Source organism: Pseudomonas sp. NFIX49, assembly GCF_900115915.1.
Lineage (GTDB): Bacteria > Pseudomonadota > Gammaproteobacteria > Pseudomonadales > Pseudomonadaceae > Aquipseudomonas > Aquipseudomonas pharyngis.
This window is the reverse complement of sequence record NZ_FOYE01000004.1, coordinates 147,878-167,760: the sequence shown is the minus strand read 5'-3', so window position 1 is coordinate 167,760 and position 19,883 is coordinate 147,878. Positions and strand designations below refer to the sequence as shown.

Below are 19,883 nucleotides of genomic sequence, written 5' to 3'. Positions count from 1 at the left end.
CACCCACAAAAAAGCCGCCCTCAACAGGCGGCTTTTTCATTCACCAGAACTAAGTCTTACAACTTAGGCCCGGCAGCCTTGATCGCGTCGCTCACTTCGAACTTCTTGAAGTTCTCGATGAACAGACCGGCCAGTGCTTTGGCAGCTTCGTCGTATGCAGCCTTGTCAGCCCAGGTGTTGCGTGGGTTGAGCAGGTTGGTTTCGACGCCCGGTACGGCCAGTGGCACGTCCAGGTTGATGGTGTCCAGGTGCTCGGTGGCAGCACCGATCAGCGCGCCGCTCTGGATCGCTGCGATCACCGCGCGGGTGGTCGGGATGTTGAAGCGTTTGCCGACGCCGTAGCCGCCACCGGTCCAGCCGGTGTTGACCAGGTAGACCTTGGAGCCGAAGCCGCGGATGCGCTTGATCAGCAGTTCAGCGTATTCGCCGGCCGGACGCGGGAAGAACGGTGCGCCGAAGCAGGTGGAGAAGGTCGACTTGATGCCGCTGCCCGAACCCATTTCGGTCGAGCCCACCAGTGCGGTGTAGCCGGACAGGAAGTGGTAGGCCGCTTGTTCTTCGTTGAGGATCGACACTGGCGGCAGCACGCCGGTCAGGTCGCAGGTCAGGAAGATCACAGCGTTCGGCTCGCCGCCCAGGTTCTTCTCGGAACGCTTGGCAACGTGCTCCAGCGGGTAGGCCGCGCGGCTGTTCTGGGTCAGGCTGACATCGGCGTAGTCGGCGTGCTTGGCGTCGTCGATCACGACGTTTTCCAGTACCGCGCCGTGCTTGATGGCTTTCCAGATGACCGGCTCGTTCTTCTCGGACAAGTCGATGCACTTGGCGTAGCAGCCGCCTTCGATGTTGAAGACAACGCCTTCGCCCCAGCCGTGTTCGTCGTCACCGATCAGGTAACGGCTTTCGTCGGCGGACAGGGTGGTCTTGCCGGTGCCCGACAGACCGAAGAACAGGGTCACGTCGCCTTCTTCGCCGATGTTGGCAGCGCAGTGCATTGGCAGCACGTCAGCGGCCGGCAGCAGGAAGTTCTGCACGGAGAACATGGCTTTCTTCATTTCACCGGCGTAACGCATGCCGGCGATCAGCACTTTCTTCTGGGCGAAGTTGATGATCACGCAACCGTCGGAGTTGGTGCCGTCACGCTCTGGCACGCACTCGAAGTTGGCGACGTTCAGCACTTGCCACTCTTCGCGACCGGCCGGGTTGTACTGGGCCGGGTTGATGAACAGGCAACGACCGAACAGGTTCTGCCAGGCAGTCTGGGTGGTCATTTTCACGGCCAGGTAGTGATCTTCGGCCGCGCCTACATGCACGTGGGAAACGAAATGCTCTTGCGCGTTGTTGAATGCTTCAACACGAGCCCACAGCGCGTCGAACTTGTCGGCCGGGAACTTGCGGTTGATCGGGCCCCAGGCGATGGCAGCCTGGGTGGAAGGCTCTTCAACGATGAAACGGTCGACTGGCGAACGGCCGGTGCGGTGACCGGTGCGAACAACCAGAGCGCCGGTATCGGCAAGCTCGCCTTCACCGCGGTTCAGGGCTTCTTTTACCAGATCATCAACACTCAGATCGGTGTACACGGCGTTATTGGCTTGCGTCATGAGGTTCCCCGTCGGCCAGTGGCCGAGTGTGCTCCAAACGTTTTGTAGTAGAAAGTCGTGCACTACTACCGCGAAAAAAGTGGGCCGGATTATGCCAGAAAAGCCCAAAAAGAGTAGGGCCCTCCCGTCGTAACGGCGTAATTCCGTCGTTGAGCAGTGAATTTACCTGCGCTGAACCGTTTTAGTGCCGGGTATCTGACGGCGTCTCGACGCCCGCGCCAGCGAACAATTGAGCGATATCTGCCGCGTCGAACAGGTAGCGCTGGTTGCAGAACTGGCAATCGATCTCGACTTGGCCACCTTGCTCGGCCACCAGCGCCTGCGCATCTTCCAGACCCAGGCTGACCAGTGCATTGCCGGAACGCTCGCGGGAGCAGCTGCAGTGGAAGCGCAGTTTCTGCACATCGAACAGACGAACCTGCTCCTCATGGTAGAGGCGGTGCAGAACCGTTTCGTTGTCCAGGCTCAACAGTTCATCAGCGGTCAGGGTGTTGCCCAGCGCGGTGATGTGCTGCCAGCTGGCGGCGCGTTCTTCTTCGTCTTTCAGGCGATCGGCCGGCAGTTGCTGCAGCAACAGACCACGGGCACGACGGCCGTCGGCGCACAGCTTGAAGCGAGTGCCGACCTGCTGGGACATGACGAAATAGTTGGTGAAGCAGTCGGACAGGGTTTCGCCGTCGAGGTCGACGATGCCCTGGTAGCGCTGGCCGGCGATCGGGTCAACGGTCAAGGCAAGGACACCGTTCGGCATCAGGTCGCCGAGGGTTGCGTCGGCCGGGATCTGCTCGGCGTGGTAGCGCGCCAGGCCACGGATTTCTCGCTCGCTGGAGCATTCGATCATCAATAGCGGGATCGGGCCTTCGGAACGGGCCTGAAGAATCAGCAAGCCATCGAATTTCAGGGTGCCCACCAGCAACGAGGCGGCGGCCATCAGTTCGCCCAGCAATTGCGCAACCGGCTCCGGGTACGGGTGCTTGGCGAGCACTTCGGCGTAGCTGCGCTCCAGCGACACCAGTTCGCCGCGCGTGTCGCTGTCATCGAAGATGAAGCGTTGGGTGTAATCGGTATCGAGGAAATCGGTCATAGGTCTGGGTATCTGAATGTGATGACAAAATGGTTACAAAGAATGAAAATCCCGCGCTTCTGGCATCCTTTTTGATGCCGATGTTCAGCCACGGGAGGCATTTTATGAACAATCCGGGTTTGTTCCAATCAAGGTGGAACCTCGGCCGGCTGGTTCTGTGCAACGTTGTGCCATTGGCACTACTGGCTTTCTGGTTATGGCCTACAGGTCAGATGCTGTGTGTGATTTTCGACGAGTGGCTGTTCCGCTCACTCAACGCACCGCTGGCCAGCAACCCCATATGGCTCCACATCTGGGCAATTGCAAGTCTGCGACCGTTCGACATCGTCGTCGGCCTGATTCTGCTGACGCTGCTGATCAAGGGCGACTGGGTGTTCAGGGCGATTGACGTGCGCCGCGCCTTTTTCGGTTTTTTCTCGATCCTGCTGCTGATGGTGGTGATCCGCGCGCTGTTTTCCAAGTTCTCCGATCACATGGGCTGGCAGCACAGCAGCCCGTCGATGGTGCTCGAAGGTGCCGTGCATATCAGCGATTACTTCCCGCATCTGGAGAAGACCTGGGAGCTGAAGGATCGCTCGAGCCAGAGTTTCCCCGGTGACCACGCCTCGGTGCTGCTGATCTGGGCGCTGTTCATGGGCGTGTTCAGCCGTACGGCTGGTCAGTTTCTGGTGATCTGGGGCCTGGCACTGCTGTTCATGTTGCCGCGTCTGGTCGCCGGTGCTCATTGGGGCCAGGACGATTACATCGGCGGCATGCTGCTGGCGGTGTGGGCACTGGGCTGGGGTTACTACACGCCGTTTGCTTATCACGCGGCGAACTTCTGGTTGAAGATCACGGCACCGGTTTTCCGGCTGCTGGGCAAACTGCCGGTGGTTTCGCGGATGAGTGTGGTGTCCGCGCAATAATCGAACATTGCTGAACAAAAAAGCGCAGCCGCCGGCGGGTCTTGAACCCAGGCCGGCAGGCTGCGTTTTTTATTCGCCGCTACTGTTCCCACGAAATTTAAACAGATCCCGACGCTGCTTCTTGCTCGGTTTGCCGTCGGTGGTGACACCCAGAGCGCCCGCCTTGCGCATCGCCGCAGCCGCTTCACGCTTGGCAATGCTGGCCTCGGTCTCGGCATACAGCGTCTGCGCCTCAGGTGCGCCGCGACGCACGATCGACAGGGCCTGAACTACAACGGTCTTTTCGTCGAAGCCGGCGCGAATCTCGAATTCATCGCCAATGCGTGGTTCTTTGCCAGGCTTGCAGCGCTCTCCGCGACAATGCACCTTGCCACTCTCGATGGCGGCTTTGGCCAAGGCGCGAGTCTTGAAAAAACGCGCGGCCCACAGCCACTTATCGAGACGAACCTTGTCGTCCTCTTCGCTTTTTTGTGCCATATGAATTCCTCGTTCAGCCAGTAGTCGGAACTGTACTACCGATTCTGTCGGGCGCAAGAACTCGGCCCTCCAGATAAACTGTGATCTTCGCCGGTTCAACGGCATGGAGTGATCGAGTGACCAAATTTCCGTCTTCATTGACCTCGCCCAAATCCGGGTGCCTGGGCTGCCAGCAAAGCGAGCCGCTGGGCTTCGATTTTTCGTTCGCTTATCAGCCCATCGTGGATCTGCGTGACGAGTCGGTGTACGCCTACGAGGCACTGGTTCGTGGTGCGGCTGGTGAAGGCGCATTAACCGTGCTGGATCAGGTTACAGAAGATAACCGCTACCGTTTCGACCAGCTCTGCCGGACTCGCGCCATCGAAGGCGCGGCCGAACTTAATATGCAGACACACTTGTCGATCAACTTCATGCCCAACGCCGTCTATCGTCCAGAGTTGTGCATTCGCAGCACCCTGGAGGCCGCCAGGAAACACAATTTTCCGATCGACCGGCTGATTTTCGAAACACTGGAAAGCGAGCATGTAGATAACTATCGCCATTTGACCAATATTCTGCGTGAATACCGCGAATTCGGCTTCAAGACGGCCATCGACGATTTCGGTGCCGGCTATTCGGGGCTCAATCTGCTGGCCGATTTCCAACCGGACCTGATCAAGCTCGATATGGCGCTGATCCGCGATATCGACCGTGACCGTGTTCGTCAGGCTATCGTTCGGGGGATTGTCACAATCTGTGCGGAGTTGGACGTTACAGTCATCGCCGAAGGCATCGAGAGCGCTGGTGAGCGGGATTTCCTGGCGGACTGCGGAATATTTCTGATGCAGGGTTACTGGTTCGCCAGGCCCGCATTCAAAGCGTTGGCCCAGGTATCCCCTGAAGCGTGGACGCATTAATTGTTGGTTTTTTCCATTGAAGACATTTGACCATTTGACCGTTATCGGTTTGCGCGAGTGGGTGGCGCTTCCGGATCTGGGAGTCGCCGGCCTTCGGGCAAAAATCGACACCGGCGCCAGCACCTCCAGCCTGCATGCCACCGACATCGAGCCGTTCGAACGCGACGGCGAGAAGTGGGTGCGCTTCACCGCGCACCTGGGCACCGTCGTGCAGCTGCGCCATCGACGCTGCGAAGCGCCGCTGGTCGCCCGCAAGACCATCAAGAGTTCGAATGGCCAGGCTCAGGTGCGCTACGTGATCAGCACCACCCTGGCCCTGGGTGATCGGGTCTGGCCGATCGAATTCACCCTCGCCTGCCGCAAGTCCATGCGCTATCGCCTGCTGCTCGGTTCCAAAGCCCTGATCGACGGCCAGCTGGTGGTCAATCCGGGCATCAAATATGTACAAGACAAGCCGGTGTTCCCGGTATCTACCTCCTCCACAGGTGTTGCATGAAGATCGCTGTGCTGTCGCGGAACCCGCGTCTGTATTCCACCCGCCGTCTGGTCGAAGCCGGAACCGAGCGCGGGCATGAAATGGTGGTGATCGACACCTTGCGCGCCTACATGAACATTGCCAGCCACAAGCCGCAGATCCATTATCGCGGCAAGCCGCTGGAGGGTTTCGATGCAGTGATCCCGCGGATCGGCGCGTCGGTGACGTTTTATGGCTGTGCGGTGTTGCGCCAGTTTGAAATGATGGGCGTGTTTCCGCTCAACGAATCGGTGGCCATCGCCCGCTCGCGGGACAAGCTGCGTTCGCTGCAATTGCTGTCGCGCCGGGGCATCGGTTTGCCAGTGACCGGCTTCGCCCACTCGCCGGACGACATTCCCGATCTGATCGACATGGTCAACGGCGCGCCGCTGGTGATCAAAGTGCTCGAAGGCACCCAGGGCATCGGCGTGGTGCTGTGCGAAACCGCAACGGCTGCGGAGTCCGTGATCGAGGCGTTCATGGGCCTGAAGCAGAACATCATGGTGCAGGAATACATCAAGGAAGCCGGCGGCGCCGACATCCGCTGCTTCGTGGTCGGCGACAAGGTGATCGCGGCCATGAAGCGTCAGGCCAAGCCCGGCGAGTTCCGCTCCAACCTGCACCGTGGCGGCAGCGCCAGTCTGATCAAGATCACTCCGGAAGAGCGCATGACTGCGTTGCGCGCGGCCAAGGTCATGGGCCTGGCGGTAGCGGGTGTGGATATCCTTCGCTCCAACCACGGGCCGCTGGTGATGGAGGTGAACTCGTCACCTGGCCTGGAAGGGATCGAAACCACCACGGGCAAAAACGTGGCGGGGATCATCATCGAACACCTTGAGAAGAATGGCGGGCCGAACATGACCCGCACCAAAGGCAAGGGATAGGGGCACTGGGGAGCGGCGAGCTACGAGCTGCAAGCGGCGAGTAAAAGCAGCTTTGGCTTGTCGCTTGCCGCTTGTAGCTGCCGTTAAACGGCATCTCTTGGCAGCATCAACCCCAGCGGCAATCGAACCCGCGCCTCCAGCCCGCCACCGGAGCGGTTGCGCAGTTCAACATTGCCGCCGTGCATCGAAGCAATCCGCTTGACGATCGCCAGCCCCAGGCCGGTACCTTTTCCGCCCCGCGCCCGATCACCTCGGGTGAACGGGTTGAAAATCGCCTCAAGTTCCGACGGGGCGATTCCCGCCCCACGGTCCATTACGCTCAGCACCACGTACGGCGCACTCGTGTCCCCGGATACATAGGCCGCGACGTCCACGCTCCCTCCGGCATGATTCAACGCGTTGCCAATCAGGTTGTTCAGCAAACGCTTCATCGACACCCGCCGCAACGGGAACGGCTGGATCGGCTCCAGGCGCAGGCGCACTTTCTCTTCACTCTGGTTGTACGGTGCCGCGACTTCACGCACCAGATCACTGAGATCCACTTCCTCCACCGACTCGTCCCGACCATCACGAATGAACGCGAGGAACTGGTCGAGGATGGCGTCCATGTCTTCGATGTCGCGCACCATATCGTTGGTCAGATCCGTGCGGTCCCCCATCAACTCCAGCGACAGCCGCAAACGGGTCAGCGGCGTACGCAAGTCATGCGAGACCCCCGCCAGCATCAGCTCACGCTCGCGGCCGGCCTGCTCGACGTCTTCGGCCATCTGGTTGAAGGCGCGATAAACCTCGGCCATCTCGCTGGGGGTGTCACTGATCGGCAGGCGCACGCTGCGGCCCTGGCCGAGTTGCCGGGCGGCGTAGACCAGACGCTTCAACGGTTGGTTGAGCTGACTGACGAAAATCCACGCAGACGCCGTGGACAGCAGACCGATCGCCAGGAACCAGCCGAGCACGTTCCAGATTTTCTGGCCACGCAACGGGTGTGGATACAGTGGCACTTTCAGCCAGCCATCACCGAGGCTCGGCGCGCGAACCCATAAGGCCGGCGGTGAGTGCATGCGCAAGCGCACTTCGGTGTCGGCGCCCAGCTCCGCCTGCATCTGCCGCTGGTAGATTTCACTGTAGGGCCAATGTTGTTCGCCTTCCGGCACACCGGCGCCGACCACCCGGATCAAGGTCGCGGCATCGGCGATTTTCGCGCGGTTTTCTTCATCGGCGGCCCAGTAGGCACGCAGCGTCAGGGCGACGCCGTGGCTGTATTGGCGGTCCACCAGCACGTCCTCGTTCATCAACAGATAAACCAGGGTCAATGCCTTGGAAAACAATACGACGATGAGCACCAGCCACAGGGTGCGGGAGAAGAAACTTTGGGGGAACCAGACGGGGGTTTTCATGGATAACCGCTACACACTTGCAGGAGCGAGCAATGCTCGCATATTGCGGATTGCGAGTCTGCGCGGACGGCGTTTCCGACCGTCCCCCGCAGACTCGCTCCTACAAATCACCCATCACTTGGTGGAGTTGCCATCCGGCACGAACACATAACCAACACCCCAGACGGTCTGGATGTAACGCGGCTTGGACGGATCGGGTTCGATCATCCGGCGCAGACGGGAAATCTGCACGTCGATGGAACGCTCAAGGGCATCCCACTCACGGCCACGGGCCAGGTTCATCAGCTTGTCGCGGGTCAGCGGCTGACGGGCGTTCATCACCAAAGCCTTGAGTACCGCAAACTCACCGGTGGTGAGCATGTGCACTTCATCGCCGCGTTTGAGTTCGCGGGTGGCCAGGGAGAGCACGTAGTCGCCGAACGTGACGTTTTCTTCTTCACTGCCCGGCGCGCCCGGCACCGGTGCGGCCTGACGGCGCAACACGGCCTTGACGCGGGCCATCAGCTCGTCCGGGTTGAACGGTTTGGCCAGATAGTCGTCGGCGCCCAGTTCCAGGCCCTTGATACGACTCAGCTCGTCGCCCTTGGCGGTCAGCATGATGATCGGAATCTGATTGTTCGCGCCACGCAGGCGACGGCAAGCAGTCAGGCCGTCTTCGCCGGGCAGCATCAGGTCGAGGACGACCAGGTTGAACACTTCACGCGACAGCAGACGATCCATCTGCTCGGTGTTCGGTACGGCGCGGGCACGGTAGCCCTTGCTGACGAAAAAGCGTTCCAGCAGGCTGCTCAGCCCCGGATCGTCGTCAACGATGAGAATTTTTTCGCCTTCAGCAGTTTGTGCAGTGCTGCTCATTGGATGCTCCTTTTAGCTCGGCGCGCATTATGGCGTAGCTGCCGTTATACGCACCGTGTGCATTGTTAGCAGATTTTTCCTTCACTGCCAGAAAACCGGGGCTTGTGCCTACAGACTGCGTCGCCCCCGAATGACAGAACGCTGGTTATAATGCGCGGCCTTTTGTGCCAGGCAACGTCTGAATCGTTACCGCAGGTGGCCGTCCCTTATTTTCATGGGCGCCGCAGTAATTGTTCGATTTCACGGGTCAATGGGATGCCTTTTGACCCAGGCAGCGGCCAGCATCAAGCCGCCCCACCAGACTCCGGGCCTTAATTCACGCGCCTGCGAGCCTGCTTTCACAATTTGTCAGGTGGTTTTATGGACAGCATCAACAGCCGCATCGCCGAGGAACTCGGCGTACGCCCACAACAGGTCGAAGCGGCCGTCGCGCTACTCGATGAAGGCTCTACCGTTCCCTTCATCGCCCGTTACCGGAAAGAAGTGACCGGCAGCCTCGATGACACCCAACTGCGTCATCTGGAAGAGCGTCTGCGCTACCTGCGAGAACTCGACGAACGGCGCATCAGCATTCTTTCCAGCATTCAGGAGCAGGGCAAACTCACCCCTGAGCTGGAGCGCGAAATCAAACTCGCCGACACCAAGACCCGCCTCGAAGACTTGTACCTGCCGTACAAGCAGAAGCGCCGCACCAAGGGCCAGATTGCCCTGGAAGCCGGCCTCGGCGAACTGGCCGACGGTCTGTTCAACGACCCGTCGTTGACCCCGGAAACCGAAGCCGCGCGCTTCGTCAACGCGGAAAAAGGCGTGGCCGACGCCAAGGCAGCACTGGAAGGCGCCAAGTACATCCTCATGGAGCGCTTCGCCGAAGACGCCAACCTGCTGGAAAAACTGCGCACCTACCTGAAGCAGGAAGCCACTCTCAGTGCCCGCGTAATCGCCGGCAAGGAAGAGGAAGGCGCGAAATTCCGCGATTACTTCGAACACGACGAACCGCTGAAAAGCATGCCGTCGCACCGCGCGCTGGCGATTTTCCGTGGCCGCAACGAAGGCATTCTCAGCTCAGCGCTGAAAGTCGGCGAAGAGCTGCCGGGCACCCTGCACCCGTGCGAAGGCATGATCGGCCAGCACGTCGGCATCCAGAACCAGAACCGTCCGGCCGACAAATGGCTGAGCGAAGTGGTGCGCTGGACCTGGAAGGTCAAGCTCTACACCCACCTGGAAACCGACCTGCTCGGCGAGCTGCGCGACGGCGCCGAAACCGAAGCGATCAACGTGTTCGCCCACAACCTGCACGACCTGCTGCTGGCCGCCCCGGCCGGCCCGCGCGCAACCCTGGGCCTCGACCCGGGCCTGCGTACCGGCTGCAAGGTCGCGGTGGTCGACTCCACCGGCAAGCTGCTGGATCACGCCACGGTTTACCCGCACGTGCCGCACAACAAATGGGATCAGACCATCGCCATCCTGGCCGCCCTGTGCGCCAAGCACTCGGTCGACCTGATCGCCATCGGCAACGGCACCGCCAGCCGTGAGACCGACAAGCTGGCCATCGAACTGATCAAAAAATATCCAGCAATGAAAATGACCAAGGTCATGGTTTCCGAAGCTGGTGCATCGGTGTACTCGGCCTCGGAACTGGCAGCCAAGGAATTCCCGGATCTGGACGTGTCGATCCGTGGCGCGGTTTCGATTGCCCGTCGCCTGCAGGATCCACTGGCCGAACTGGTGAAGATCGACCCGAAATCCATCGGTGTCGGCCAGTACCAGCACGACGTGTCGCAGCTGAAACTGGCGCGCGGCCTGGACGCCGTGGTCGAGGACTGCGTGAACGCCGTGGGCGTGGACGTGAACACCGCCTCCGTGGCACTGCTGGCGCGGATCTCCGGCCTCAACGCGACCCTGGCGCAGAACATCGTGGCCCACCGTGACGAGCACGGCGCGTTCAAAACCCGCGCGGCGCTGAAGAAAGTCGCGCGTCTGGGCGAGAAAACCTTCGAACAGGCCGCCGGCTTCCTGCGCGTGATGAACGGCGACAACCCGCTGGACTCCTCGGCCGTTCACCCGGAAGCCTATCCGCTGGTGCAGCGCATCGCCGCTGAAACCGACCGTGACATCCGCTCGCTGATCGGCGATGCGGCGTTCCTCAAGCGTCTGGATCCGAAGAAATTCACCGACGAGACTTTCGGTCTGCCCACCGTCACCGACATCCTGCAAGAGCTGGAAAAACCGGGCCGCGACCCGCGTCCGGAGTTCAAGACCGCCGAGTTCCAGGAAGGCGTCGAGGACCTGAAGGACCTGCAACTGGGGATGATCCTCGAAGGCGTCGTGACCAACGTGACCGCGTTCGGTGCGTTCGTCGACATCGGCGTGCATCAGGACGGTCTGGTGCACATTTCGGCGCTGTCGGAGAAATTCATCAAGGATCCGCGCGAAGCGGTGAAGGCCGGTGACGTGGTGAAGGTGAAGGTCATGGAAGTCGACATCCCGCGCAAACGCGTCGGCCTGTCGATGCGCATGAGCGACACCCCGGGCGAGAAGATCGACGGTGCCCGTGGCTCGCGTCCGGGCTCGGCGCCACGCCAGTCGCAAGGTTCGGCGCCGCGCAAGGAAAGCACCCCGGCGGCTCCGGTGAATAACGCCATGGCGTCGCTGTTCGCCAACGCCAAGCAGTTGAAGAAACGCTGATGGAAATGCCGGCCGGGCTTGTCGAGAGCGCGTTTTTCAAGCTGTTGGGCTGCCGTCTGCACAGCCTGGAAACCGGGGTGGCGCAAGTCGCCCTGGCGCTGGAACCCGAACTGCGCAATCGCGGCGGCAAGCTGCACGGCGGCGCGCTGTTCAGTCTGGTCGATATCGCCATGGGGCTGGCCTGCTCCAGCACCCACGGTTTCGACCAGCAGAGCGCAACCATCGAGTGCAAGATCAACTACATCCGCGCCGTCTCGGAAGGCGAGGTGCTGTGCACGGCGCGGGTGATCCACCCGGGCCGGCGCACGCTGGTGGTCGAAGCCGACGTGATGCAGGGCGACAAACTGGTCGCAAAAGCGCAAGGCACGTTCGCTGTCCTGTAGATGTTGTTCATCATTTTGAGTTAATTTCGGCGCTGTGATCGCAGCGTCGGAGTTTTCCTCGCCCGCGTCTGCCAGATTCAGGGACTGAAGTTGGCGTTTCCAATGGGGCTTTCATGGCCCGAAAACCAGGCGAAAACGCCAGTTTCAACTTCACCCTTGTAGACCGTCCTGCCCACCCCCATATTGGGGCGACTGACGCGTGAAGGAATCCAAATTGAGCGAACTTCTCAACCGCCGCCTGGCTCTGCTCGGCGAGCGCGCTAACCTCTCTCTGCTTGAGCAGTGCCTTCACGGTATCGAACGTGAATGCCTGCGGGTGACCGGCGAAGGCCGCCTGGCCCAGACGCCGCACCCTGAAGCCCTGGGTTCCGCGCTGACCAACGAACAGATCACCACCGACTATTCCGAGTCGCTGCTGGAGTTCATCACGCCCGCCCTGCCGGACCCGGCCGATACCCTCGCCAGCCTGGACAAGATTCATCGCTTCGCCTACAGCAAGCTCGGCAACGAGTACCTGTGGAGTCCATCGATGCCGTGCCCGTTGCCGGCCGAGGAAGACATCCCGATCGCCTATTACGGCACCTCCAACATCGGTCAGCTCAAGTACGTCTACCGCAAGGGCCTGGCCCTGCGTTACGGCAAGACCATGCAGTGCATCGCCGGGATTCACTACAACTTCTCCCTGCCGGAAAAGCTCTGGCCGCTGCTGAAAGAAGCCGAAGGCTTCGTCGGCACCGACCGGGATTTCCAGTCGTCGTCCTATATCGCGCTGATCCGTAACTTCCGCCGCTACAGCTGGCTGCTGATGTACCTGTTCGGCGCTTCGCCGGCGCTGGACGCGGGTTTCCTGCGCGGTCGCTCGCACCAGTTGGAACAGCTGGATCCGGACACCCTCTACCTGCCCTACGCCACCAGCCTGCGCATGAGCGACCTCGGTTACCAGAGCAACGCCCAGGCGGGCCTGACCCCGTGCTACAACGATCTGGCGAGCTACACCGACAGCCTGCGCCAAGCGGTGGCCACGCCGTACGCGCCGTACGTTGAAATCGGTACGCACCAGAATGGCGAGTGGGTGCAACTGAACACCAACATCCTGCAGATCGAAAACGAGTACTACTCGAACATCCGCCCGAAACGCGTGACCTACACCGGCGAGCGGCCGATCCAGGCCTTGATGGCCCGTGGCATTCAGTACGTCGAAGTGCGCTGCCTGGACATCAACCCGTTCCTGCCGATGGGCATCGACCTCACCGAGTCGCGCTTCCTCGACGCATTCCTGCTGTACTGCGCGCTGAACGAAAGCCCGCTGCTGACCAACAATTCCTGCGGCAACGCCACCTCCAACTTCCTCAGTGTGGTCAAGGAAGGTCGCCGTCCGGGCCTGCAATTGCAGCGCGACGGCCAACCGGTCGAGCTGAAGGAATGGGCTGCCGAACTGCTGGAAAAAATCGCTCCGCTGGCGGCGCTGCTGGATCAAAGCCATGGCGGCGATGCCCACAGCAAGGCGCTCGATGCGCAACTGGCCAAGGTCAAGGATTCATCCCTGACGCCTTCGGCCCAGGTGCTGGCGGCCATGGCCACGCACAAGGAAAGCTTCGCGCAATTCTCCCTGCGCCAGAGCCAGGCTCACGCCGAGTTCTTCCGCAGCGAGCCGTTGGCGGCTGAAGAGCAAGCGAAGTTCGAAGAACTGGCGCGGTCTTCGCTGGCGCAACAGGCGGAGCTGGAGCAGAACGAGGTGGGCGATTTCGACGTGTTTGTCGGGTCGTATCAGGCGAGCATTCTGGCGATCAGCAACTGACATCAGAAGGTTCTTTGATCGTTCCCACGTCGAGGCGTCGAACCGTCTGCGTGGTAACGCCTCAATGGACGCTCCGCGTTCAAGTGACGCGGAGCGTCACGAGCTGCATTCCCACGCAGAGCGTGGGAACGATCAAAAAAAGCCTCAAGGGACGCTCTGCGTCCCAGTGACGCGGAGCGTCACAAGCTGAATTCCCACGCAGAGCGTGGGAACTATCAAATACCCCCGGCTTAGATTTTTCCGCTCATAAGCTCATTCTAAAAAGTTATTTATTTTTAGATTCTTAGATCATTTAGTCTCCTTTCACGCCGACGCTCGGTCGCCTGATATGGAGCTCTTGAATGAAACTGAATTTCCCGCTTCGCCTGCTGGCCGTGGCCTCTCTGGCTGCTGCGAGTTTTCTGGCTCAGGCCGCCGACCTCACCGTCGCCTACCAGACCACCGTTGACCCGGCGAAAGTCGCCCAGGCCGACGGCGCCTACGAGAAAGCCACCAAAGCCGACATCAACTGGCGCAAATTCGACAACGGTGCCGACATCATCGCCGCCATCGCCTCCGGCGACGTGCAGATCGGCTACCTCGGTTCCAGCCCGCTGACCGCTGCGATCACCCGCAAAGTTCCGGTGGAAACCTTCCTCATCGCCACCCAGATCGGCGCCGCCGAAGCGCTGGTCGCCCGTGACGGCTCGGGCATCAAGACCCCGCAGGATCTGGTCGGCAAGAAAATCGCCGTGCCGTTCGTGTCCACCGGTCACTACAGCCTGCTGGCCGCGCTGAAGCACTGGAACATCGATCCTTCGAAAGTCACCGTGCTCAACCTCGCCCCGCCGGCAATCATTGCCGCGTGGAAACGCGGTGACATCGACGCCACCTACGTTTGGGATCCGGCGCTGGGTGTGGCCAAGGAAAACGGCAAAGTGCTGATCACTTCCGGTGAACTGGCCAAGTTCGGCGCGCCGACCTTCGACGCCTGGATCGTGCGCAAGGACTTCGCCGAGAAGCACCCGGAAATCGTCACTGCCTTCGCCAAGGTCACCCTCGACGCCTACGCCGATTACCGCAAGGATCCGAAAGCCTGGCTGGCCAATCAGAGCAACGTCGACAAGCTGGTGAAACTGTCCGGCGCCAAAGCCAGCGACATCCCATTGCTGCTGCAAGGCAACGTCTACCCACTGGCGGCGGATCAGGTCAGCGACCTCGGCGCACCGACCACCAAAGCCATCACCGACACCGCTGCGTTCCTCAAGGAGCAAGGCAAGGTCGAAGCGGTACTGCCGGACTACGCGCCGTACGTCAGCGCCAAGTACATCACCAACTGATCGGGAGTTAATCGCGATGGCCTTGCTACAGCTGGAGCGCATCAGCGCACAGTATCCCGGCAGCCCGGAACCGGTACTGTCCGACATTTCCCTGACCCTCGGCCCGCAGCAATTGCTGGTGGCCCTCGGCCCGTCCGGCAGTGGCAAGACTTCGCTGTTGAACCTGATTGCCGGTTTCGTCGAACCGAGCGCCGGCCGCATCACCCTCGACAACGTGCCGGTCAAAGGTCCGAGCGCCGAACGCGGCGTGGTGTTCCAGGACGACGCCCTGTTGCCCTGGCAGGACGTGCTGGCCAACGTCGCTTTCGGTCTGGAACTGGCCGGTGTGGCCAAGGACAAGCGCGAACAGCGCGCCCGGGAAATGCTCGCGCTGGTCGACCTTTCCGGTTTTGAACATCGTCGCATCTGGCAGCTGTCCGGCGGCCAGAAACAGCGTGTTGGCCTGGCCCGCGCTCTCGCGGCCGACCCACGTGTATTGCTGATGGACGAGCCCTTCGGCGCCCTCGATGCCTTCACCCGCGAACAGATGCAGGAACTGTTGCTGCAAGTCTGGCAACGCACCGCCAAACCGGTGTTCCTGATTACCCACGACATTGAAGAAGCGGTGTTCCTCGCCACTGACCTGATTCTGCTGGCGCCGAATCCGGGGCAGATCGTCGAGCGTCTGCATCTCGACTTCGGCCAGCGCTACGCCGCCGGCGAATCGGCGCGGGCGATCAAGTCCGATCCGCGCTTCATCGAAACCCGCGAACACGTGCTGGCTAAAGTGTTCTCGCAACGCAGTGCCGTTCAGCGGCAGGAGCGCGCATGAGCAGTTACGACGTTTCCGCCACCGCCGTGAAACCCGCCGCCACGTCAGTGGCGACTCCCGTGCGCCGCCGTCTCAGCACCCGCTGGATCAGCCTGCTGACCTTGTTCGCCTTGCTGGTGATCTGGTGGGCCGTCACGGCTACCGGCCTGATCGAGCCGCTGTTCCTGCCGCCACCGTCCGCCGTGCTGCAAAAAGGCTGGTTGCTGGCGACCACGGGCTACATGGATTCGACGTTGTGGCAGCACCTGGGCGCGAGCCTCAGCCGCATCGGTCTGGGTCTCGGTTTTGCGATTCTGACCGCGGTGCCGGTGGGCATCGCCATCGGCGCCAACCGCATCGCCCGTGGCGTGCTCGATCCGCTGATCGAGTTCTACCGGCCGATTCCGCCACTGGCCTATTTGCCGCTGATCGTGATCTGGTGCGGCATCGGCGAGTTGTCGAAAGTGCTGCTGATCTACCTGGCGATTTTCGCTCCGATCGCGATTGCCACCGCCACCGGTGTGCGCACCGTCGACCCGGCCAAATTGCGCGCCGCGCAGTCGCTGGGCGCCACCCGCGCGCAACTGATTCGCCATGTGATTTTGCCAAGCGCCCTGCCGGACATTCTGACCGGTGTGCGCATTGGCCTGGGTGTGGGCTGGTCGACGCTGGTCGCCGCCGAACTGATCGCGGCCACCAGCGGCCTGGGCTTCATGGTGCAGTCGGCCGCGCAGTTCCTGGTCACCGATGTGGTGGTACTGGGGATTCTGGTCATCGCCCTGATCGCCTTCGCCATGGAAATGGGCCTGCGCGCCCTGCAACGCAAACTGGTGCCGTGGCACGGCCAGGCCCACTGATTTTTCAGCACTGACTACCCCGACAGTTTCGGGGCCCCGGAATTGAAGAGAACCACCATGAGCAGCCTGAACATCACCCCGTTAAGCTCGGCCCTCGGCGCACAGATCAGCGGCGTCGACATCAGCCAGCCGCTGAACCTGGAACAGCGCGACGCCATCGAGCAGGCACTGCTCAAATACCAGGTGCTGTTCTTCCGCAATCAACCGATCGAGCCGTCGCAGCAGGCGCGCTTCGCCGCCTATTTCGGCGACCTGCACATTCACCCGATCTACCCGAACGTACCGGAACAACCGGAAGTGCTGATCCTCGACACCGCCGTCACCGACGTGCGCGACAACGCGATCTGGCACACCGACGTGACCTTCCTGCCGACCCCTGCCATGGGCGCGGTGCTCAGCGCCAAGCTGTTGCCGGAGTTCGGTGGCGACACGTTGTGGGCCAGCGGGATTGCCGCATATGAGGCGCTGTCGGCGCCGATGAAAGCACTGCTCGAAGGGCTGACCGCGACTCACGATTTCACCCGTTCTTTTCCGCTGGAACGCTACGGCAACACGCCCGAAGCGCTGGCGCAGTGGGAAGCGGCGAGACGCAAGAATCCACCGCTGTCGCACCCGGTGATTCGCACGCACCCGGTGAGCGGACGGCGCTCGTTGTTCGTCAACGAAGGGTTCACGTCGAAGATCAATGAGCTGTCGGAGACCGAGAGCGAAGCGGTGTTGAAGTTCTTGTTCGCGCATGCGACGCGGCCGGAATTCACCATTCGCTGGCGCTGGCAGAAAGATGACATTGCGTTCTGGGACAACCGCGTGACGCAGCATTACGCGGTGGATGACTACCGTCCGGCGCGGCGGGTGATGCAGCGGGCTACGGTGTTGGGGGATGTGCCGTTTTTTCGCTGAGCCTTTAACGCAAGAGCAAGATTGATCGTTCCCACGCTCTGCGTGGGAACGCCTCTACGGGCGCTCCGCGTTCGGCTTGGCAGGGGACGCGGAGCGTCCCGGGCTGAATTCCCACGCGGAGCGTGGGAACGATCTGTGTGTCGTTATTCTGCCGTCGAAGGCTTCTCCCAAAGATTAATCCCGCCCTCCTGAGCAAACCGGTCAATCTCCGCCAGCTCTTCCGCACTGAAACTCAGATTCTTCAACGCCCCAACGTTCTCGATAATCTGCTCCGGCCGGCTCGCACCGATCAGTGCCGAAGTCACTCGCGGATCCCGCAGCGTCCACGCCAACGCCAATTGCGCCAGGCTCTGCCCACGACGCTTGGCGATTTCATTCAACGCCCGCACGTGAGCGATGTTCGCCTCGGACAAATGCGAAGCCTGCAACGAACCACCACCCGGACGATTGACCCGCGCATCCGCCGGCACGCCGTTGAGGTACTTGTCGGTCAGCAGGCCTTGCGCCAGCGGGGTGAAGGCAATCACGCCGGTGCCGAGCTCATCGGTGGTGTCGAGCAGGTCCTTTTCCACCCAGCGGTTGAGCAGGTTGTACGCCGGTTGGTGAATCAGCAGCGGCACTTTCCACTCTTTGAGCAACGCGGCGATTTCGCGGGTTTTCACCCCGGAGTACGACGAGATGCCGATGTACAGCGCCTTGCCCTGCTGCACCGCCGTGGCGAGGGCGCTGGCGGTTTCTTCCAGCGGGGTGTCCGGGTCGAAGCGGTGCGAATAGAAGATATCCACATAGTCCAGGCCCAGGCGTTGCAGGCTCTGGTCGAGGCTGGCCAGCACATATTTGCGCGAACCGCCGCCCTGGCCGTAAGGGCCGGGCCACATGTCCCAACCGGCCTTGCTGGAGATGATCAGTTCATCGCGATACTGCTTGAAGTCTTCGCGCAGCAGACGGCCGAAATTGGTCTCGGCGCTGCCGTAGGGCGGGCCGTAGTTGTTGGCCAGGTCGAAGTGGTTGATCCCCAGATCGAACGCCGTGCGCAGCAACGAGCGCTGAGTATCGATCGGCGTGCTGTCGCCGAAGTTGTGCCACAGGCCCAGGGACAGCGCCGGCAGCACCAGACCGCTGCGTCCGACGCGGCGGTAAGGGATGGAGTTGTAGCGATTCTCGGCAGCGGTGTAAGTCATCGAATCCTCTCTTGTCGGTCTTGAATGGGGTGTCGATTGCTACGCAAATCTGTTGCCGGGCCGGGCGAGGCCAAGGTTCTGGCGCAAGGTCCGGCCCTCGTATTCGGTTCTGAACAGCCCACGCCGTTGCAGTTCCGGAACCACGCCATTGGCGAAGTCTTCGAGCCCGCCAGGCAGGTGCGGCACCAGCACGTTGAAACCGTCCGCCGCGCCCTGCTCGAACCATTCCTGCAAACGGTCGGCAATCTGCGCCGGTGTGCCGACGACGCTGTAATGCCCGCGACCGCCGGCGATTCTGCGACCCAGTTCGGCCAGGGTCAGATGTTCTCGGCCGGCCAGTTCGGTCAACAGTTTCTGTCGGCTTTGCTGGCCGCTGTCAGTCAGCGGCAACTCCGGCAGCGGCCCGTCCAGCGGGTACTTCGACAGATCGAAGTTGCCCAGCATACGCCCAAGCAAGGCGACACCAACCTCGGGTTCGACCAATTGCTGAAACGTTTCACATTTTTCCTGCGCTTGGGCTTCCGTCTGCCCGACCACGACAAACACGCCGGGCATGATTTTCAGCGAATCGGCACTGCGTCCGTACTTCGGCAAGCGCCCCTTGAGGTCCGCGTAAAACGCCTGGGCGCTGGCCAGTGAAGTCTGCGCGGTGAACACCACTTCGGCGGTCTGTGCCGCCAGTTCACGTCCGGTTTCCGACGAGCCGGCCTGCACGATCACCGGCTGACCCTGTGGCGAACGCGCGACGTTCAGCGGGCCCTTGACCCGGAAGTGCTCACCGACGTGATCCAGCACATGCAGTTTTTCCGGGTCGTAATACGCGCCAGTGACCTTGTCGCGAATGAAGGCATCGTCCTGCCAACTGTCCCAGAGCCCGGTGACCACCTGATGAAATTCCCGGGCGCGGCTGTAGCGTTCGACATGGCCGATGTGTTCGTCGCGGCCAAAATTCTGCGCTTCGGCGGCGTTGTCCGAGGTCACCAGATTCCACCCCGCTCGCCCGCCGGACAGGTGATCGAGCGAAGCGAACTTGCGCGCCACGTGATACGGCTCGTTGTAGCTGGTGGTGGCGGTAGCGATCAGGCCGATGTGCTCGGTCACCGCGCTCAAGGCCGAAAGCAAGGTCAACGGTTCGAAGTGATCCGAACGGGCCATGCGGCTGGCGATGTCCTGGGTCGGCGCAGCGACGCTGTCGGCGACGAACAGGGTGTCGAACTTCGCTGCCTCGGCAATCTGCGCCAGGCGTTTGTAATGGGCGAAATCCAGTCCCGCGTTGGCCGGCACGTCCGGATGACGCCACGCGGCGACGTGGTGCCCGGTGGCCATGAGGAACGCGCCGAGTTTCAGCTGTCTGCTCATC

At 61.5% G+C, this 19,883-nt stretch carries 18 protein-coding genes; 11 read left to right on the top strand and 7 right to left on the bottom strand.

Annotation, left to right across the window (positions count from 1 at the left end):
• Positions 1-56: 56 nt before the first annotated feature.
• Together BMZ46_RS12665 and hslO are read right to left on the bottom strand one after the other, a co-directional pair.
• On the bottom strand, positions 57-1,598 hold the full coding sequence (locus BMZ46_RS12665) for a phosphoenolpyruvate carboxykinase (RefSeq protein ID WP_007952682.1): 1,542 nt from the start codon (positions 1,596-1,598) through the stop codon (positions 57-59).
• Between the two features lie 181 nt (positions 1,599-1,779).
• On the bottom strand, positions 1,780-2,682 hold the full coding sequence (gene hslO / locus BMZ46_RS12660; protein ID WP_011331968.1) for an Hsp33 family molecular chaperone HslO: 903 nt from the start codon (positions 2,680-2,682) through the stop codon (positions 1,780-1,782).
• A gap of 104 nt (positions 2,683-2,786) precedes the next feature.
• Here hslO and BMZ46_RS12655 point away from each other — a divergent pair, with 104 nt between their 5' ends.
• Positions 2,787-3,587: a phosphatase PAP2 family protein gene (locus BMZ46_RS12655; protein ID WP_074689453.1), complete on the top strand. Its 801-nt coding sequence runs from the start codon at positions 2,787-2,789 to the stop codon at positions 3,585-3,587.
• A 69-nt stretch (positions 3,588-3,656) separates the two neighbouring features.
• Here the strand turns inward: BMZ46_RS12655 and BMZ46_RS12650 are convergent, their stop codons facing one another.
• Positions 3,657-4,064 carry an RNA-binding S4 domain-containing protein gene (locus BMZ46_RS12650; protein WP_011331966.1) on the bottom strand — a complete coding sequence of 136 codons (408 nt, stop codon included), beginning with the start codon at positions 4,062-4,064 and terminating at the stop codon, positions 3,657-3,659.
• Positions 4,065-4,180: 116 nt separating this feature from the next.
• Here BMZ46_RS12650 and BMZ46_RS12645 point away from each other — a divergent pair, with 116 nt between their 5' ends.
• Genes BMZ46_RS12645 through rimK form a run of 3 tightly spaced genes read left to right on the top strand, consistent with a single transcriptional unit; the run spans position 4,181 to position 6,358 of the window.
• Positions 4,181-4,960, top strand: coding sequence for a S6 modification regulatory phosphodiesterase RimA (locus BMZ46_RS12645; RefSeq protein ID WP_074689451.1), 780 nt, complete (start codon positions 4,181-4,183; stop codon positions 4,958-4,960).
• Positions 4,961-5,009: 49 nt separating this feature from the next.
• On the top strand, positions 5,010-5,456 hold the full coding sequence (locus BMZ46_RS12640; protein ID WP_170844915.1) for a retropepsin-like aspartic endopeptidase RimB: 447 nt from the start codon (positions 5,010-5,012) through the stop codon (positions 5,454-5,456).
• Entirely contained in the window at positions 5,453-6,358 is a 906-nt protein-coding gene (rimK, locus tag BMZ46_RS12635) for a 30S ribosomal protein S6--L-glutamate ligase (protein ID WP_007949201.1), read from the top strand. The genes BMZ46_RS12640 and rimK overlap by 4 nt, the downstream gene beginning before the upstream one ends.
• Before the next feature lie 83 nt (positions 6,359-6,441).
• On the opposite strand, the gene BMZ46_RS12630 is transcribed toward rimK, so the two are convergent.
• Together BMZ46_RS12630 and ompR are read right to left on the bottom strand one after the other, a co-directional pair.
• On the bottom strand, positions 6,442-7,755 hold the full coding sequence (locus BMZ46_RS12630; protein WP_039764576.1) for an ATP-binding protein: 1,314 nt from the start codon (positions 7,753-7,755) through the stop codon (positions 6,442-6,444).
• A 114-nt stretch (positions 7,756-7,869) separates the two neighbouring features.
• On the bottom strand, positions 7,870-8,610 hold the full coding sequence (gene ompR / locus BMZ46_RS12625; protein WP_007952694.1) for an osmolarity response regulator transcription factor OmpR: 741 nt from the start codon (positions 8,608-8,610) through the stop codon (positions 7,870-7,872).
• Positions 8,611-8,970: 360 nt separating this feature from the next.
• Here ompR and BMZ46_RS12620 point away from each other — a divergent pair, with 360 nt between their 5' ends.
• The 7 genes from BMZ46_RS12620 (at position 8,971) to tauD (ending at position 17,342) form a co-directional block, all read left to right on the top strand.
• A complete protein-coding gene (locus BMZ46_RS12620; RefSeq protein WP_074689448.1) occupies positions 8,971-11,295 on the top strand; it encodes a Tex family protein in 2,325 nt (774 codons plus the stop codon).
• Positions 11,295-11,678, top strand: a complete 384-nt coding sequence (locus BMZ46_RS12615; RefSeq protein ID WP_052266506.1) for a PaaI family thioesterase — start codon at positions 11,295-11,297, stop codon at positions 11,676-11,678. Before BMZ46_RS12620 ends, BMZ46_RS12615 begins: the two co-directional genes overlap by 1 nt.
• A gap of 214 nt (positions 11,679-11,892) precedes the next feature.
• Entirely contained in the window at positions 11,893-13,476 is a 1,584-nt protein-coding gene (gene gshA, locus BMZ46_RS12610; protein WP_039764572.1) for a glutamate--cysteine ligase, read from the top strand.
• 341 nt (positions 13,477-13,817) lie between these two features.
• A complete protein-coding gene (gene tauA, locus BMZ46_RS12605; RefSeq protein ID WP_007952702.1) occupies positions 13,818-14,795 on the top strand; it encodes a taurine ABC transporter substrate-binding protein in 978 nt (325 codons plus the stop codon).
• 16 nt (positions 14,796-14,811) lie between these two features.
• Entirely contained in the window at positions 14,812-15,606 is a 795-nt protein-coding gene (gene tauB / locus BMZ46_RS12600; RefSeq protein WP_011331959.1) for a taurine ABC transporter ATP-binding subunit, read from the top strand.
• On the top strand, positions 15,603-16,442 hold the full coding sequence (gene tauC / locus BMZ46_RS12595) for a taurine ABC transporter permease TauC (RefSeq protein ID WP_074689446.1): 840 nt from the start codon (positions 15,603-15,605) through the stop codon (positions 16,440-16,442). Before tauB ends, tauC begins: the two co-directional genes overlap by 4 nt.
• Positions 16,443-16,499: 57 nt before the next feature.
• A complete protein-coding gene (gene tauD, locus BMZ46_RS12590; protein ID WP_074689444.1) occupies positions 16,500-17,342 on the top strand; it encodes a taurine dioxygenase in 843 nt (280 codons plus the stop codon).
• 143 nt (positions 17,343-17,485) lie between these two features.
• On the opposite strand, the gene mgrA is transcribed toward tauD, so the two are convergent.
• Entirely contained in the window at positions 17,486-18,523 is a 1,038-nt protein-coding gene (gene mgrA / locus BMZ46_RS12585; protein ID WP_074689442.1) for an L-glyceraldehyde 3-phosphate reductase, read from the bottom strand.
• A gap of 39 nt (positions 18,524-18,562) precedes the next feature.
• Positions 18,563-19,882, bottom strand: a complete 1,320-nt coding sequence (locus BMZ46_RS12580) for an LLM class flavin-dependent oxidoreductase (protein WP_074689440.1) — start codon at positions 19,880-19,882, stop codon at positions 18,563-18,565.
• Position 19,883: the final 1 nt, after the last annotated feature.